This is a genomic window from Acinetobacter sp. CY81 (genome assembly GCF_059515925.1).
On the sequence record NZ_JCAKNC010000006.1, the window covers coordinates 59,866 to 76,947 of the forward strand.

A 17,082-nucleotide genomic window follows, 5' to 3' on the forward strand; every position below is an offset into this window, starting at 1 on the left:
AAGTTCTATTTTGGAACTTGTTAATTGGAGATTAGAATGAAAAACAATACAGCTACCGAAAAACAAAGGATTTCAGCTTCATTTCCTGTTCGTCGTATGGATTATGAATTTAATGAAATTCCAAAATATTGGTTTGATAATGATCCTGCACATACGCATTATTTCACAGGGCTTTCTACACTTTTCCCAGAAGGAGAAGCCTACTTTGTCCGTTCTGTGCGTGCATTAAGAGAAAATGTGAAGAGCAATAAAAAACTTGATCGTGATATTGGTGCATTTATTGGGCAAGAAGCTATGCACTCAAAAGAGCATCATGCTTTTCATGAAAGTGCTCAACAATTCGGATTAAATCCTGAGTCGCTTGAGAATGTGACGGGTATTATTCTTAAAGCGATAGAAAAGTTTTTTCCAAAAAAATGGAATCTTTTGGTGACTGTTGGGCTTGAACATTACACTGCGGTCTTAGTTGTATATATGATGCAAAGTCTCAATGAAAAAATGGATAACGAATCAATAAGAAATCTATGGTTATGGCATAGTATTGAAGAAACAGAACATAAAGCAGTCGCCTACGATATGTATGAATATCTTTATGGCAAAGGTTTAGATGCGTATATTCCTCGGATTGCAATTTTTTCCCTAAGTTTAACTTTAATTACATTTATGTCTTTTGGTTTTCAATTTGTTTTAATGGCACGCGATAAACAATTAGCAAATTTAAAATCATGGCTAAAATTTGGTAAATTTACTTTGAATTCGTACAGTAAATTGATTCCAAAGTTTTTTTCATATTATCGAATGAATTTTCACCCTAATGAGACTGACGAAGCAGAATTAGTGAAAATCACAAAAGCAAAAATTGGTTTGGATGAACAAATAAAATTGTTAAACTAAAAAATAAGCTGAAAATTCATATTTTATTGATTTACTTATATAAAATATGGGTGAATCATAAGTTAAGCTATTTCTAATTAATTTTCATTCAACTTACTTTTTTGTAAACTAAATAGAATCCACTTAAAATCACCACAATCCAAACAAAGTCAAAAGCAGACAGTTGGGTTCTAAAAATTATGAAATCTAAAATTAAAGTAACCAAAGGAACAAGGTAAAACAGACTTGTAGTATTGACTAAATTACCAGATTGAACTGCAGTAAAAAACCCGCCGAATGGCGGGTTTTTTATTTCCAAAATGAATTATTTTTTCACATTCAATTCAGCTTGTTTCGCTTTCATATATTCTAAAACAACATCTAAAACAAAGTCCTGACACGCTTCACCTGTCCCTGGGTCATAGGCGCCATTGTTGGTAATGTTATTTGACAGCACGCGAATACCAACAAAAGGCACATTAAATTGAATCGCAATTTGAGCAACAGAAGCACCTTCCATTTCTTCAGCAGATGTCCCATAAGTTTGATGAATAAACGCAATACGGTCTAACTCATTGTTCCAAACATCAGCAGAGCCTAAAGTTCCTTCAACAACCTTACCTTTGCTGTAGTTCACTTTTGCTTTATGCGCTGCCAAAATTAAATCAGCATCGCCTTCAAATTTACGCATCGCAATAGGTTCAGGATCTGACTCATCATCAGGTAAAACATCAAAGGCTTCATCCCATTTCAAAGAGTCTGAACCACCGCCAAGAGGCAATACAGGCGTTCTAAATGCATTGATATTGGTGGTGTATTTGCCGACAACAATGTCATATACATTCAAAGCTGGGTCATGACCGCCAGACGTCCCTTGGTTGATAATCGCAATCGGATTGTAATGTGTAATTGCGATAGCCGTTGCGGCAGCAGAGTTGGACATCCCCATACGTGTTTTAGAAATGATGACTGGATAACCTTGATACGTTCCTTTCCAAAATTTCCAACCACCGATCGTTTCAGTGGTCGTGTTATCTAGTTTAGATGCAAGACTTTCGGTTTAAATGGGTAATGCGCCCTGAATCACAATAGGCTGTAAGCGCTTAGCCGTTGATTCAGTTGAATTTTGCTTTTGATCATTGTCATCATTACAGCCAGTGATGAGGCGAGAGCTACAGACGCCGAAGCACAAAAGTAATTTTTTAAATATTTTAGGAATTCCACATTTTAAACACGATTGAAGCGGTCGCAAATGTTATGCCAAACAAATCACCAATAAATTAAATTGTGTTATTAAATTGTATTTCTCTAATACCTATCTGTTTTCTCTAAAACATAAAAATAAAGTTTGAGTCATTTAAAAAGATACGTGACAAGCTAGAATATCTTGTTAAGATATATCTTAATTAAATTAAGTAGTATCTTAAATGGCTTCTAATCAACTGATGACCACCACAGAAACTTTAGCGACACCTCGAAAGCGTCTATTTGAAGCCGGTGAGATGAAACTATTGGTTTTATACTTTGTGGCGCAAAAACCAAAGTTTAGTTATGACGTGATTAAAGATGTAGCCTATTTGGTGGGTGGTAACTACAAACCAAGCACAGGAACGATTTGCCCTACCTTTAACTATTTAGAGGAACAAGCACTGATCGAGACAAAAATATGCGTGGATGATCGTAAGCAATATCACATTACGGCAAAAGGGCAATCACATTTAGAAAAACAGCAACACAAAATCCAAAAAGCCCTAGATCGCTTTAGTATGCGAAAACAGATTCAAAACGATGAGCAGTATGTCGATATCAAACGAGCAATGGAAAATTTAAAAAACGCATTACGATTACGACTACAAGGTACTGAACTGAGCCAAGATCAAATTCGTGAAGTTGCAGACAAAATTGATTTGGCGGCAATCCAAATTAGTCGGTTGTAATCCATCTTTAAGTTATTGATTTGATTCATCACATCCAATATTGAAAATAGGTCAACTATGAGCAGTTTAATTCCGAAATTTCATCCCAAACACTTAGCATGGCTTATGCCTCTTATTTTGTCTTGTCTCATGAGTGGATCGATTTCCTTTATTAATATTGTATTAAATAAAGGCTTCTTTGATGGTTTAGCAATCGTTTGGATTAAGACTTGGGGCATGTCTTGGTTGATTGCATTTCCATTAATCTTGGTATTTTTGCCTTTGGTACGTAAATTTTTGATGAAATTCGTTGCGCTTCCGAATGAATAAGCGAAAGTCCATTGCTAAAAATGATGAAACTGTTGCAGACATAAGTTCGACTACACTTCAAAGACGCGTTGAACTATGTTCAAATAACGCTAAATACATGAATAGTGCATAAATAAGGAAAGCAAATGTCACAGACGATGCAACAGATCATCATTACTGAACCAGGCGGTGTAGATAAACTGGCTTATGAAACAGTGGCGACCCCAAGCCCTGCAAATAATGAAGTCCTTGTAAAAGTTCATGCCTTTGGTTTAAACAGACCTGATATTTTGCAACGTCAAGGTTTGTACCCAATGCCAAAAGGCGTAACTCCAGTGCCAGGTTTGGAAGTGGCGGGTATTGTTGAAGCTGTGGGTGCAGATGTCACTGAATTTAAAGTGGGTGATAAAGTCTGTGGCCTTACCAATGGAGGCGGCTATGCAGAGTATTGCGTAGTGCCAGAAAGCCAAACCTTGGCTATTCCTGAAGGCGTGAGTTTTGTACAAGCTGCAGCTATTCCTGAAACTTTCTATACTGTTTGGGCAAATGTATTCCAAATGGGTAAAGCCAAAGCAGGCGAGACCGTACTGATTCATGGTGGAACCAGTGGTATTGGTACAACAGCGCTGATGCTATGTAATGCTTTGGGCATGAGAACATTTGCGACAGTCGGCTCGGATGAAAAAGTTCAGGCGATCTCTAAGTTGACTACAGCGATTAATTATAAGACTCAAGACTTTGAGCAAGTGATTAATGATGCCACGGACAATGCGGGCGTTGATGTGATTTTGGATATCGTCGGTGCACCGTATTTAGCACAAAACCTGAACTTATTACGCCGTGATGGTCGTTTGGTTTATATCGCATTCTTGGGTGGTGCAAAAGCTAAAGAAGTGAAACTGGGTCAAATCATGATGAAACGATTGACCATTACTGGTTCGACCATGCGTGCACGTAACACTGCTGAAAAAGCTGAAATTACTAAAGGTTTGCAAGAGGTTGTTGCACCACTTTGGGCAAAAGGCGAATGCTTGCCAATGATTTATAAGACATTCAAGTTTGATCAAATTCAAGCTGCACATACAGAAATGGATACAGGTGAGCATGTCGGCAAAGTCGTGGTTGAGGTAATCTAGAATCATCAAACCAATTTGATTTTAACCATTCAGTGGTTGAGTAAAAAAGGTGAGCTGAGGCTCACCTTTTTTGATTGGATTTTCAATCATTTATTCCGCTTCAAATTAACCAAGCTCTTAATACTAAAACGCATAAAATACTTAAGGTGAATTTTGAAGCATGGATGGTGTAGAGATCACAAAGCGGTCTCGCCCATTGGATTTTGCCTTACCTAGAGCAGTATTTGCCGCTGAAAAAAGTGGCTCCCACTTATTATTTTTTGCAGGTATACAACAATGCACACCAATGCTAATGGTGACATTTAAAGTTCGACCATTCTCGATGATGATTTCATTATTTCGCACCACTTCACATAAACGATTTGCCAAAACCTCAGCACCTTGAATCGTGGTGTTATTCAGTAGTAGAGCGAATCCTTTTCCACTATAACGTGCTGCAATATCAGTGACACGGCATTGAAGTTGCAAGGTTTGAGCTACCATTTGAATAACTTGATCACCGACTAAGTGGCCATGTTCATTATTAATTTTTTGAAAATGATCAATGTCGATCAACATGATGGTCAAGGGTGCTGTGGTCTTGGTATCTTGTTGGATCAGTTGTTTTAAACCGTTCAGTAGGGCAGAGCGATTTGGTAATTGGGTGAGGTAATCGAGTTTTTCTTTGCCTTGTTCAAGGGCATATTGGCGATCTCTTGCCATCATGAAAAAACCAAATCCACTTAAAAAAATCTTTACGAATAGCAATAGACTCAGCGTCCACATCGTGATGATTTTTGAAGCCGTTAAAGTAGTGGTCAAATCAGGAATAGAAAAGGTTTTGGTGGCAATCAATAGCAGTAAAACAGCAAACTGTGTGCATACGGAAGCGAGAACCAAGATCCAACCTGAACCCGGTGTACGTGAACGCATTTGAATCAGAATACGTAAACAGTAAATGATTTGGATGGCACAAACGATGGTATGAAATTCATTGAACTGTGCAATGTTATTCGGAATGAAAACAAAAGCTAAAGCTGTCGTCACTAAAATTGGAATAGAAACGGTAGCGAGATCACGTACTTGTCGATGACTCTGGCGGAAACGTTGAATGGAGAGGATTGACACTGAAATCGCTAAACAAATCAGTAATTTTGAAATAATTAAAAACACCAAATGTTGAGAAATACTTTGCAGTGAAAAGGCAACATAAGCACAACCATATAAGGCTGTGCTGAGGACAGCAAAGGACAATCCCTGTTGCCAATACTGTCGTCCCATTAGCCATAAAATCCAACACACAAGGAAGGAAGACAGGCTAATCATACTAAAGACTGTTAAAAAGTCTGGGCTGAACATAGGCATTCGCGCATCCTTTCGTAGTTTGCTTTCAGATTGAATCCATCTGAATAAAACAAAATATTGGTATTTTTTTACTACGTTTATTGATCAATACTTGGATGGAATGAGCAATGGCTGTGATTTTAATCACTAAAATGTCATACTATGCGTCATTATAAGTATATCTAAGTATTTGTATTTTATACTTTACTATGAGTTTAAACTTTCTGAAAGAGGAATGTTAAGTTTAGTTAGTCGGATTAAATATAGAAACAATCAGTGAAAAATATTAATCATGACTTATTGACTTAGCCTTATCAACCAAAATGTATCAACCAAGAGCTATCAACTAAGCCTGATGGGTCAGGTGATACGCTTACAATTTATCGCTACAGCCCATTCACAGCATTGGCAACGCTCACACTCTGTTTTGAGCGAATCAAGTTGAGCCACATAGCCGCAATAACAACAAGCGTAGTGCTTATGGGGATCAATTTGTCTAGCCAATTCACAGGCTTTGGGAAATAAGGGCAAACCGTATTTCACTTGATCATCTGCATAATACAAAATGCTGAATTTGCCATCGGACTCTAACAGCCCAACACGGACTTGTCCCAAATGTTCAACCGATTGCTGACGCATTTCTGCAAAGAATTCATCATGTGACATTTTCCCTTTTTGAATTTCCTCAATCACCAATTGACCATTTTCAACAATATAGGCAGATTTACCTTCAAGCAGGTCTTCAAAGGGTTGGTACTTCATCATCAGCCATGTAGTCAGTCGATAGAGTAGCATGATCGTGGACATGACCACTAAAGCTTGGATTAGAGGCAAATCATCGGTAAACATTGGATCGCCTGCAATCGAGCCAAGGCACAAAATGATGGCGACTTCAAAGATGGACAACTGTCGAACGCCACGCTTACCTGTCAGTCTGAGTACCACGATAATCATGATATACATCAGCACACAACGTATGAGTAACTCCCCAGTAAAACTCCATGTTGTATCGAGTATGAGAATGTCTTGAAGATCCATATCTGACACCTTTTTATTAGATTAGGCTTATTTTATCTAGATATGTGGATTTAGATATCACGAGAAATGTATGTTTCTGTTGGATTAATTTATTTTATGCTGCATGCTTTAGAGAAGATTGGCTTTAAGGGATTAAAAATACCTAAAGTCAAAAAATGAAAATAGGTTTGGTATTGTTGAATGACTTGCATCGAGTCCGTTTAGGACATTGAAGATAGAGTATGGTTAGCATTTGAGGATTGACATGACATTAAACATGTTCTTTTCGGTGAGTGAATAGGAAGTCCGCTATACTATATTTTTGCTCTAAGTCTGCTTATATTGATGAAGAATTTTGATCTGAAAACCACGGCTCAACCCAATGTTGAAGTGTCTTCACAGCATAAAAAGTTAAATCGTCTGATTGAAAGTATAGAGCAACAAAAACGATTATTGGCTGAATGGCAAAATGCCAAATCTGAAATTCAACAGTATGCAGGGCAGAAGTTAATTCCTGCGTATCATCAGTTGAATCAAGTGTTGTATCAGCAATTAGAAAAACTGTGGAATAGCCTAAGTAAATATGAGTTCTCAGCGTCAGATTTGGTTCAGATGGACGAGAAGATTCAATACTTGGCTTTATCTCTGCAATCCAATCAAACCCTGTCGGAACAGCAATCTGATTTGATTGAGCAGATTATTCAGTTTTATCAGCAAAAATCTGAACAGGAAAAGTTGAAACGAACAAAGTCTATTAAGCAAAATCAGCATATTTCACAAAATCAAAATGCTCATGATGATCTAGAACAAAGTTCAGTAGATGTAAGTGGTGTTGATCGGGAACAGGTGATAGATCAAGGTGAATCGTGGGATTGGGAACATGATTTTGATCAACAACGTGATCAATATAGCCAAGCGCGAGAGCAAGCCAAACTGAAACGTAAGCAAGACAAGCAGGCACAGGCTGAGAAAATGTCTCAACAATCATTAAAATCTGTGTATTTAAAAATTGCTTCGATCATTCACCCTGACCGCGAACAGGATGAAGCCAAAAAAGTTGAAAAGACCGAACTTTTACAGCGTGCTAATCAAGCCTATGAGCAGGAAGATTTATTTTATCTATTGAAATTACAGTTAGAGGTTGAGCAACAGCGAGCGAATAAAAAAGCCTTGAGTGATGAGCAATTGAAGTTTTATCAAATGGCGTTAGCGTCGCAAAGTTCTAAGCTTCAAAGTCAAATCAATGTTTTGATTGATGGCTTAGTCTGGTCACAAAAGGCGAAAATATCAGTGCAGAAGTCCAAAGGACAATTGAACATTCAAAACTTATATAAGCAGATCGATAATGATGTGTCTGCGATCAAACATCAGCTTAAAGCTGAAAAGCAAAGGCTGATGTATATGGGGAAAGAGAGTGGGTTGGAGATGTTGTTGGAGCATCAAGTTTTGTGATTTTTAAAATCACCTCTCCCTGACCCTCTCCTGGAAGGAGAGGGAAAAATCTATTACATAGCAGATTTAAGCTGTAAATTTGGTTATGGTAAATAGTATAAAATTTAATAATATGAATTAGATTCGCAATGAACGTTCCCTCTCCCTATGGGAGAGGGCTAGGGAGAGGGAAAATAAAAATGAAAATTGATCCCCAATTATTAGAATTCGCCAAATCCATGCGCCATAATGCTACTGATGCAGAACACCTGATGTGGCAAATACTACGTGCCAAGCGATTTATGAATCTTAAATTTCGTCGTCAGCATGTGGCCAAACCTTATATTGTGGATTTTTACTGTCATGAAATTGGTTTGGTGATTGAGTTGGATGGGAGTCAGCATGGAACAAATGATGCGATTGAATATGATGCTCAACGGACTAAGTTTTTAGACGCTTTGGGTTTAACAGTTGTGCGGTATTGGAATCATGATGTGTTAGGGAGGACTGATGTGGTATTGGAGGATTTGTGGCAGAAATGTTGTGAATTAAAAAGCACCTCTCCCTAACCCTCTCCTAAAAGGAGAGGGAACTCCATTGCGAAATTCACATAGGTATTAAATCAAATGACGCTCCCTCTCCCTATGGGAGAGGGTTGGGGTGAGGGTAAAGAATTGAATTTAATTTAATAAAAAGAATTTTTAGATTATAGTATGGGTAATAAGATAATTTAAATAAATTAAGGGGTTGGGGTGAGTTCTAAAGTTGAAATCAAAACCAAAGAAGATCATGGGTTATGGTATGACAATAATATTGATCCTTATAAAGGATTAGCAGAAATTATTGCGGTGACTTTAAAAAACTCCCTAATTTCACAAAAGATTAGTTTTGTTGATGTACCTTATCGCTCCAAAACAAAGAAAAGTTTTTTAAAGAAAATTCAAGATAAGTTAACTGAAAAAGAATATAGTCCTGAGTCAATGACTGATTTGGCAGGTATTCGAGTTATTACTTTGGTTGAATCAGATGTACAAAAAGTCTGTAGTCTCATTAAGTCTATGTTTGATGTCCATGAAGCAGATAGTGTGAATAAATCAAAAAAATTAGGTGAAGAAAAAGTCGGATATCGTTCAGTTCATTTTGTGTGTGATGTGGGTGAAAGTCGAGAAAAGTTACCAGAGTTTTCCGCATACAAAGGTCTTTGTTTCGAGATTCAAGTTAGAACTGCATTAGAACATGCATGGGCTGAAATTGAGCATGATCGAGGATATAAATTAGGTGGAAAACTGCCATCTGATATTAATCGTCGTTTTAAATTACTATCAGGCTTACTTGAGTCAGCAGATTTAGAGTTCAATCGTTTGACAGTCGAAATTGAAGAGTATGCAAAAAACTTAAAGCATAATATTTCACATAATAGCCTTGAATTTGAGTTAACGGATATTGGAGTCAAAACACTTATAGAAAGTAAGTATTCTAATTTAATCAGAAAAGAAGCTAATTATATTTATGATGATATTTTATCTATAGTTATTCAGGAGTTATTTGATTTTGGAATCAATAATTTGAATAAGCTTGATAATATAATAGCCGATGCAGCTTCTAAATTTACTTTTCCAAATGATAATAATCTTATAGGTTTTTTACGAGATTTAATGATGGTTACCGATTTAGAAAAATATTTTTCTACTGCTTATGCAAATTCGGAACAAAAATGGGGAGCGACAAATGAAAATGGATATAAATTTCTTTTACAGAAATATACTGAGCAGGAAATACAGTCAATTTTTGAACAGAATGAAATAGAAATTGAACCTAATGAGTATGAATAAAAAATCCCCTCATTAAGAGGGGATTTTTTTGAATCAAACTACAGCATTAAAGCGCTGCAATCTGCTCCGTATTCGCTTTAATCTTTGCTAAATGATCAGCAAACTCAGCAAGTTTTACTTTCTCACCTTGAACTAAATTATATCGAAGTATTAAACATATTTTTAAATTAACCCAACGGCTAATGATCCTAAAAAGCAGTAACTAGTTATAAAAACTAGTGTTTTTATGGTTAGTATTAAATGACTATTTTTTTCAACATATACTTTGGCTATTCGCTTATAATTTTTTGTGCATTCTGATGAGTCAGTTAAAAGATAAATAACGCTAATGACTAAAAAAAACTGGCTAACAACTTGTATATTTTGTGCGCTAAAATTTGAGTCTCTTGCAAAAAATAGACCTATTGTTACGGGAATAATGATACTCAAACCAAAGTGATTTAATCTTTCAAAATATTTGTCGGCTATATTATTACTTTGATTAAGTATTATCATCTTATAAATTCTAAATTGTTTAGTATTAATAAAATATATATAATTTTTTAGTATAAAAAAAGCCCAGTAATGGGCTTTTTTTAAAGTTAATTTAATTAAAGCGCTGCAATTTGCTCCATATTCGCTTTAATCTTCGCTAACTGATCAGCAAACTCAGCAAGTTTCACTTTCTCGCCTTCAACCACAGCAGCAGGTGCTTTCGCCACAAAACCTTCATTGCCAAGTTTAGTCGCAATTTGATCATGTAGCTTTTGAACCTTGTCTAAGTCTTTTTGTAGACGACCCAATTCCGCTTTAGGGTCAATGAGGCCCTTCATTGGAACGAATACAGACACATGACCCACTACACTTGATGAAGACAATGGCGGTTGCTCAGCATCCGTTAAGAAAGTAATACTTTCAACTTTCGCCAATGCTTTAAACAACGGTTCAATACGAGCGATTTGTGCTTTTTCAGCATCCGTGGTGTTTTGAAGAAGTACAGGCAATAAACGCGCATTACCTAGACCCATCTCACCACGGATATTACGAACTGCACCAATCAAACCTTGAAGCCATTGCATATCTGCTTCAGCTTGGTCGTTAATGAGTGCTTGGTCAGCAACAGGGTATTGCGCCAACATAATCGTTTCGCCCGAAATGTTTAACTTCGGTGCAAGCGTTTGCCAAATTTCTTCTGTCAAATAAGGCATCAACGGATGCGCTAAACGTAACGATGCTTCCATCACAGAAAGAAGAACACGACGTACTTCAGCTTTACGCTCAACCGATACGTTTTCGTCATTTAGAACAGGCTTAGTCAGCTCTACATACCAGTCACAGTATTCATTCCAAATGAACTCGTAAATCGCTTGTGCAGCCAAGTCTAAACGATACGTCGCAAATGCTGTTTGTACTGCTTGTTCCGCTTTTTGTAGACGGCTCACGATCCACTGTTCAGGCAATTCCCAAAGGTCTTGACGAACTTCTTGACCAATCGGCTGCTCTTCACAGTTCATCATCACGAAACGCGTCGCGTTCCAGATTTTATTGGCAAAGTTACGGTAACCCTCAACACGCTTCATGTCGAACTTGATGTCACGACCAGTGTTCGCAAGCGCACAGAACGTGAAACGAACCGCATCAGTACCGTAAGATTGAATGCCTTCAGGGAATTCTTTACGGGTTGATTTTTCAATCTTCGCCGCTTGTTTCGGGTTCATCAAACCTGTTGTACGTTTTTGTACTAAAGTTTCAAGATCAACACCGTCAATCAAATCTAATGGGTCAAGCACGTTACCCTTAGATTTAGACATCTTTTGACCTTCGCCATCACGTACCAAACCATGTACATACACAGTTTTGAACGGTACTTGAGGCGTACCATCTTCATTTTTCATGAAGTGCATGGTCATCATGATCATGCGGGCAACCCAGAAGAAGATGATGTCGAAACCAGTGACCAATACATCAGTCGGGTGGAAAGTATTTAAGAAATAGTTTTCTTTATCTTTCGCTTCGTCACCAGTCCAACCTAAAGTTGAGAATGTCCAAAGACCTGAAGAGAACCATGTATCCAATACGTCTTCGTCTTGATCCAATTGGACATCAGCAGGAATTTTGTTTTTCGCACGAACTTCGTCTTCGTTACGACCAACGTAAACATTACCTTCTGCATCGTACCAAGCAGGAATACGGTGACCCCACCACAATTGACGAGAGATACACCAGTCTTGAATGTTGTTCATCCAAGCCATGTACATGTTGCTGTATTGCTCAGGTACAAATTTGATGTCGCCATCTTTAACCGCTTTGATTGCAGGTTCAGCAAGTGGTGCAATTTTTACGTACCATTGGTCAGTCAGTAACGGCTCAACGATCACACCTGAACGGTCACCACGAGGTGGTTTAAGTGTGTAAGGTTGAATTTGGTCTAACCAGCCTTCAGCTTCTGCTTGAGCAACCAATTGTTTACGTGCAGCAAAACGTTCTAAACCAATATAGTCCGCAGGTGCAGGAATGGTTTTAGAAATTTGCTCGCCCGCTTTAGCGATGTATTCGAATTCAGCAAGCACTTCAGCATTTTTGTTGAAGATGTTGATGATTGGCAATTCACAACGTTTACCCACTTCATAGTCATTGAAGTCATGCGCAGGGGTGATTTTTACACAGCCTGTACCAAATTCTTTGTCTACATATTCATCTTTAACGATTGGAACAGCACGACCTGTAATTGGCAGGATGATGTTCTTACCAACTAAAGCTGCATAACGTTCATCATCCAGTGCAACAGCAACCGCTGTATCACCTAACAATGTTTCAGGACGAGTTGTTGCAACAACGATGTGATCTTTACCATCGTGGGTGCGAAGTGACTTATCTTCAAAGAAGTATTTGAAGTGCCAGAGTGAACCTACTTCTTCTTTATCAGACTCAACTTCTAAATCAGAAAGGGCTGTTTGTAGTTTTGGATCCCAGTTAACAAGGCGTTTGCCACGATATATCAAACCATCTTCGTGAAGTTTTACAAATACTTCTTTCACGGCATTGGATAAACCATCATCCATGGTAAAGCGTTCACGTGACCAATCTACAGATGAGCCTAGACGACGAATTTGACGGGTAATATTACCGCCAGATTGTTCTTTCCATTCCCATACTTTTTCGATGAATTTTTCACGACCTAAGTCATGACGGCTAATCCCTTCAGCACCCAACTGACGCTCTACAACCATTTGCGTTGCAATACCCGCGTGGTCAGTCCCTGGTTGCCAAAGCGTATTTTTACCCGACATGCGGTTATAACGCGTCAACGCATCCATGATGGCATTGTTAAAACCGTGCCCCATGTGCAAGTTACCAGTGACGTTTGGTGGTGGAATCATGATACAGAATGATTCACCTTTTTCAGAAGGCTTGAAGTAACCGCGCTCTTCCCAAGTTTGGTACCATTTTTTTTCGATCTCAGTAGGATCGTACGTCGTAGCAATATTTTGCGCTGAATCAGTCATAGTGAGAACAGACCAAAAGTTGTATAAAAAATTGCATTTATTATAGCAAAAAAAAAGCAGGCAATGGGATGTAAAGCAAATGCATTCTGTGAACAAATAGCAGACAATCGGAGCTGTACAAATATTTAAACCAATAATGATCCGTCGCGTTTAGACGCAAAATTTAAATAAAAACATCAAAAAGGTCTTAAAAATATGAGCTATACCGTTGAATTAAAACTAAAACCTGAAACCTACCAGCAATTTCAAAATATCCACACAAAATTAAATAACAATGATCGAGAGCCACAATCCAAATATTTAGGCGACAATATTTCTAATATTGCATGTGAACTTATCGATCAAGCTTTTGGCAGTTTGGTCAATCAATCAAGTTCTAAAGATGGTGATTCTGAAAAAGTACTCAAACAAGTGAAAGATGCAATCACTAAATATATGCCTTGGTCGGTGTCTTTTTTTGGCAATGATCGACTTTTACCGATGGTGAACCATGTTAATGGTTTAATGAAACGTAGAAATGATCAAGGTTATATTACCTATCCCGTCGATAAAGTTGTCGTTGAAGAATTATTAGGTTGTGCTGAGCAGTTGAAACAAGGCAATACAGCCTATGTAAAACCAGGTCTCAAAGCATTCACTCAAGTGGTGGATCAGGGCGTAACCAGTTTGATTCGTGAACCTAAAAAATTATTAAAATTTAATATGGTGGTCAACAAAACCTTAGATGGTGTGATTAGCTTGACCACAGGTATTGGCTATAAACGTTTTGATAAACTCAGTACGATTTATGATGCACAAACCATTGGTAAATATTTTGACCATTTTGTTGCATTCTTAGACAAGGGTGATAACAATAAAGCCAGCTAATACATCATTGATTTGAAGCTAGATCTTCGGTTTAGCATCACATATAAGGAAATAGACATGGCATCTTCAGAATTACAAAATAAAGTGGTTTGGATCACTGGCGCATCTTCTGGTTTAGGTAAAGCTTTGGCGACTGAATGTGCTTCAAAAGGTGCTGTGTTAATTTTGAGTGCACGTCGTGTTGAAGAGTTGGAAAAAGTACGTTTGAGTTTAGCCAACCCTGAACAGCATATTTCAATTACCGTGGACATTACTGATGAAAATCAAGTGCGCCATGCTTATGAAGAAGTTTTGAAAGCCAAAGGTCGTATTGATTGGTTGATTAACAATGCAGGGTTGAGCCAGCGTGCTTTGATTGCTGAAACAACGATGCAAACTGAACGTGCCATCATGGAAGTGGATTATTTCTCGCAAGTGTTCTTGACCAAGACGGTATTGCCTACGCTGTTAAAGCAACAGTCTGGACGTGTGATTTTTATTTCCAGTGTTGCAGGTCTGTTGGGTGTTCAGTATCGCGCGACTTATTCAGCTGCTAAAGGCGCAATTCATATGTGGGCAAATAGTCTACGTGCAGAAGTGGCTGATCAAGGTGTTGGGGTGTCGGTGGTCTTTCCAGGTTTTGTTAAAACCAATGTGTCATTTAATGCTTTAAATGGTGAAGGTAAGCCACAAGGTCATCAAGATGAAGTGATTGAAAACGGTTTGGATGCTGATGATTTTGCACGTCAGACGGTTACCGCACTTTTAAACAATGAAGAGTTTATTGTCGTGAGTAAAGCGAAGGAAAAATTAGGGGTTTGGGTATCTCGTTTATCGCCTAAAACACTTTATAAAATGATTCGTAAAACGAAAGTGAAGTAAGTTTTATCAAATTTAACTATTTAAAAGTCACTTATTAGAGTGGCTTTTTTAATATGTATCGAGATTATAAGAAATGAAAAAGAATAATTTTAACAAATGGGGAATAGCCATCATTTTGTTCGCACTCATTGGTGCAATCGGTACAGTGGCTTATTTTTATTTTAAACAGGAAACTCAAAAAAATGATGACATCTCACCACTCGAACAGCCTAAAAAAGAACTAGAAACTGCATCAGAATCAGTCGCTGAATCTGTTGAAATTGAACCAGAAGTTGAAGCGGCGAGTACTGAAGTCGTTGTGCGAGGACAAAATGAGGGATGGTTACCGATCGAAGCACTGTTTGATGAAAAAGGATTGCTGAAGTCTGAGTATTACAGTCAAAATCCTCAAGATTCAGATGTTGATAAATTACCTTATAGCCCGAATAAAATCGGTGATTTTAAATGGCGAGCTGAATTTAATCCTGTTGATGATTTTAAAGGCGATCAAGCTAGATTCAAAGATCAATGTTTTGGATATTGTGTTTTAGTGAAAGGTAAGTTGCTGACCAGTGTTGAATCGACTGTATTTACGGGAGCATTTATTGCGAAGGATTATTTGATCGAAGTGATTGCACATAAGGGCAGTGGCGCATATATGCCTGTAAACTATACCTTTATCAAAGTCGACAAAGCTGGAAATGCAGAGTTAATCTCAGATGATCATAATTCTTACAATGATCAATTGGCTCGTATCAATCACTCAGGACTTGAGATTGACTTAAAACCATTTAGAAAACTTCAATATTTTCTTCTAATGAATGAAAATGGTTTAAATGTGTCGATGCAAAAGTCCAATACAGTGGATGTCGAACCGACTCAGTGTAAAGAGTATTACGAAGGAACATTAAAGGCATGTCCAACTTTATATGGATGTAAAGCTGACGTTGTAGTGCAAGATCTGGCACGTGCTTATGCTGGAGATGTTGCATTTAGTTATCATGATCCAAATATTGATGAAAAGAAATTTAATGAAGTTTGCTTTAAAGTTTGTCGCAATGAAAATATGAGTTATGAAGAGTTTGAAAATACATTGTGTAAAGCAAGTTAAACGATAAATGCTAATTGCAGGGCAGAAGAGAGATTAGTTGTCTCTCTTTTGAATTGCTGTCCCAACAGCAAACACTTCAACCATACCGCCTTCCATGCCCATTTCAGTGGTGCTTAAACGTAATCCCATAATGTGATTCGCACCCATTTTTTGTGCTTCAAGTTTTAAGCGAATCATGGCTTCACGACGTGCGCGATCAACCACAGTTTCATAAGTGGTTAAACGTCCGCCGAGCAGGCTTTGGATCATCGAGATAATGTATTTGAAATAGTCGTGAGAGAGCACCACATTACTACTCACCAGTTGACCTGTAGATTCCGAAATTGCAAAACGATTAGTATCGACTTGAATATAAGCAAGTTCACGTTCTCTTTCTTCAAGTTCATTTAAATGTTTGCGTTCAATGTGCCGACCGAAAGCCCATCCAATGCAAAAAAGAATCAGTGTAATCCCGATTTTAAACAATAATCCATCCATAACTTATCCTTGATTTGGAAATGGATCAGGTAAAGCAGTGGACGGGCTTGCAACAACCTGAACAGCCGTTCCATAAACAAAAAGTTCAGAGGCACCTTGTGCAATATTGGAGGTAGAGAAACGAATACCTACAACTGCATTTGCGCCCATTGCTTGGGCTTTTTGGATCATACGATCCATGGCTTCTTGGCGAGATTCTTCCAACAATTCGGTATAGCCTTTGAGTTCACCGCCAACAATATTTTTTAAACCTGCCATAAAATCACGACCGACGTGTTTACTACGTACAGTACTGCCATAGACCACATCGAGTTGTTTGCTAATGCTGTGACCAGGAACGCTTTCTAGATTACTTAAGATCATTGAACTGATTCATTTTTAAAAGTTGATTTAAGATAGGAAATTGAACCTTTAAATGCAATCAAAAAAGCTCACCGAAGTGAGCTTTTTAGTTCAGAACTAAAA

At 37.8% G+C, this 17,082-nt stretch carries 16 protein-coding genes and 2 pseudogenes; 10 read left to right on the forward strand and 8 right to left on the reverse strand.

Annotated elements, in window-relative coordinates; all coding sequences use genetic code 11:
* Window positions 1-36 precede the first annotated feature (36 nt).
* A complete protein-coding gene (locus AC5YDM_RS08855) occupies window positions 37-894 on the forward strand; it encodes a metal-dependent hydrolase (RefSeq protein WP_496151755.1) in 858 nt (285 codons plus the stop codon).
* A gap of 88 nt (window positions 895-982) precedes the next feature.
* On the opposite strand, the gene AC5YDM_RS08860 is transcribed toward AC5YDM_RS08855, so the two are convergent.
* Window positions 983-1,192 carry an EamA family transporter gene (locus AC5YDM_RS08860; RefSeq protein ID WP_496151756.1) on the reverse strand — a complete coding sequence of 70 codons (210 nt, stop codon included), beginning with the start codon at window positions 1,190-1,192 and terminating at the stop codon, window positions 983-985.
* Between the two features lie 6 nt (window positions 1,193-1,198).
* A pseudogene (locus AC5YDM_RS08865) lies at window positions 1,199-2,035 on the reverse strand (5'-methylthioadenosine/S-adenosylhomocysteine nucleosidase).
* Between the two features lie 265 nt (window positions 2,036-2,300).
* Between AC5YDM_RS08865 and AC5YDM_RS08870 the strand changes: the two are divergent.
* From AC5YDM_RS08870 to AC5YDM_RS08880, 3 genes are all read left to right on the forward strand, one after another.
* Window positions 2,301-2,810 carry a PadR family transcriptional regulator gene (locus AC5YDM_RS08870; protein ID WP_496151757.1) on the forward strand — a complete coding sequence of 170 codons (510 nt, stop codon included), beginning with the start codon at window positions 2,301-2,303 and terminating at the stop codon, window positions 2,808-2,810.
* Between the two features lie 57 nt (window positions 2,811-2,867).
* Window positions 2,868-3,119, forward strand: a complete 252-nt coding sequence (locus AC5YDM_RS08875; protein WP_496151758.1) for a DUF2798 domain-containing protein — start codon at window positions 2,868-2,870, stop codon at window positions 3,117-3,119.
* Window positions 3,120-3,244: 125 nt separating this feature from the next.
* Entirely contained in the window at window positions 3,245-4,234 is a 990-nt protein-coding gene (locus AC5YDM_RS08880; protein ID WP_496151759.1) for an NAD(P)H-quinone oxidoreductase, read from the forward strand.
* A gap of 141 nt (window positions 4,235-4,375) precedes the next feature.
* Here the strand turns inward: AC5YDM_RS08880 and AC5YDM_RS08885 are convergent, their stop codons facing one another.
* On the reverse strand, window positions 4,376-5,578 hold the full coding sequence (locus tag AC5YDM_RS08885; protein ID WP_496151760.1) for a GGDEF domain-containing protein: 1,203 nt from the start codon (window positions 5,576-5,578) through the stop codon (window positions 4,376-4,378).
* 339 nt (window positions 5,579-5,917) lie between these two features.
* Window positions 5,918-6,595: a DUF421 domain-containing protein gene (locus AC5YDM_RS08890; RefSeq protein ID WP_496151761.1), complete on the reverse strand. Its 678-nt coding sequence runs from the start codon at window positions 6,593-6,595 to the stop codon at window positions 5,918-5,920.
* Between the two features lie 324 nt (window positions 6,596-6,919).
* Between AC5YDM_RS08890 and AC5YDM_RS08895 the strand changes: the two genes are divergently transcribed.
* From AC5YDM_RS08895 to AC5YDM_RS08905, 3 genes are all read left to right on the forward strand, one after another.
* Window positions 6,920-8,026, forward strand: a complete 1,107-nt coding sequence (locus tag AC5YDM_RS08895) for a molecular chaperone DnaJ (RefSeq protein ID WP_496151762.1) — start codon at window positions 6,920-6,922, stop codon at window positions 8,024-8,026.
* A gap of 179 nt (window positions 8,027-8,205) precedes the next feature.
* Window positions 8,206-8,574 carry an endonuclease domain-containing protein gene (locus AC5YDM_RS08900; RefSeq protein WP_496151763.1) on the forward strand — a complete coding sequence of 123 codons (369 nt, stop codon included), beginning with the start codon at window positions 8,206-8,208 and terminating at the stop codon, window positions 8,572-8,574.
* A gap of 183 nt (window positions 8,575-8,757) precedes the next feature.
* A complete protein-coding gene (locus AC5YDM_RS08905) occupies window positions 8,758-9,837 on the forward strand; it encodes a GTP pyrophosphokinase (protein WP_496151764.1) in 1,080 nt (359 codons plus the stop codon).
* A 46-nt stretch (window positions 9,838-9,883) separates the two neighbouring features.
* Here the strand turns inward: AC5YDM_RS08905 and AC5YDM_RS08910 are convergent.
* A pseudogene (locus AC5YDM_RS08910) lies at window positions 9,884-9,973 on the reverse strand (hypothetical protein); the annotation flags it as partial.
* 454 nt (window positions 9,974-10,427) lie between these two features.
* Window positions 10,428-13,322 carry a valine--tRNA ligase gene (locus AC5YDM_RS08915; RefSeq protein WP_496151765.1) on the reverse strand — a complete coding sequence of 965 codons (2,895 nt, stop codon included), beginning with the start codon at window positions 13,320-13,322 and terminating at the stop codon, window positions 10,428-10,430.
* A 195-nt stretch (window positions 13,323-13,517) separates the two neighbouring features.
* Between AC5YDM_RS08915 and AC5YDM_RS08920 the strand changes: the two genes are divergently transcribed.
* From AC5YDM_RS08920 to AC5YDM_RS08930, 3 genes are all read left to right on the forward strand, one after another.
* Complete coding sequence (locus tag AC5YDM_RS08920; protein WP_496151766.1) at window positions 13,518-14,189, forward strand: hypothetical protein; 672 nt, start codon at window positions 13,518-13,520, stop codon at window positions 14,187-14,189.
* 57 nt (window positions 14,190-14,246) lie between these two features.
* A complete protein-coding gene (locus AC5YDM_RS08925; protein WP_496151767.1) occupies window positions 14,247-15,050 on the forward strand; it encodes an SDR family oxidoreductase in 804 nt (267 codons plus the stop codon).
* Between the two features lie 73 nt (window positions 15,051-15,123).
* Window positions 15,124-16,140 (forward strand): hypothetical protein, encoded by a 1,017-nt coding sequence (locus AC5YDM_RS08930; RefSeq protein WP_496151768.1) that lies wholly within the window; start codon window positions 15,124-15,126, stop codon window positions 16,138-16,140.
* Between the two features lie 33 nt (window positions 16,141-16,173).
* On the opposite strand, the gene AC5YDM_RS08935 is transcribed toward AC5YDM_RS08930, so the two are convergent.
* Window positions 16,174-16,617: a YbjQ family protein gene (locus AC5YDM_RS08935; protein ID WP_496151769.1), complete on the reverse strand. Its 444-nt coding sequence runs from the start codon at window positions 16,615-16,617 to the stop codon at window positions 16,174-16,176.
* A 3-nt stretch (window positions 16,618-16,620) separates the two neighbouring features.
* Window positions 16,621-16,980, reverse strand: a complete 360-nt coding sequence (locus AC5YDM_RS08940) for a YbjQ family protein (RefSeq protein WP_496151770.1) — start codon at window positions 16,978-16,980, stop codon at window positions 16,621-16,623.
* Window positions 16,981-17,082 lie beyond the last annotated feature (102 nt).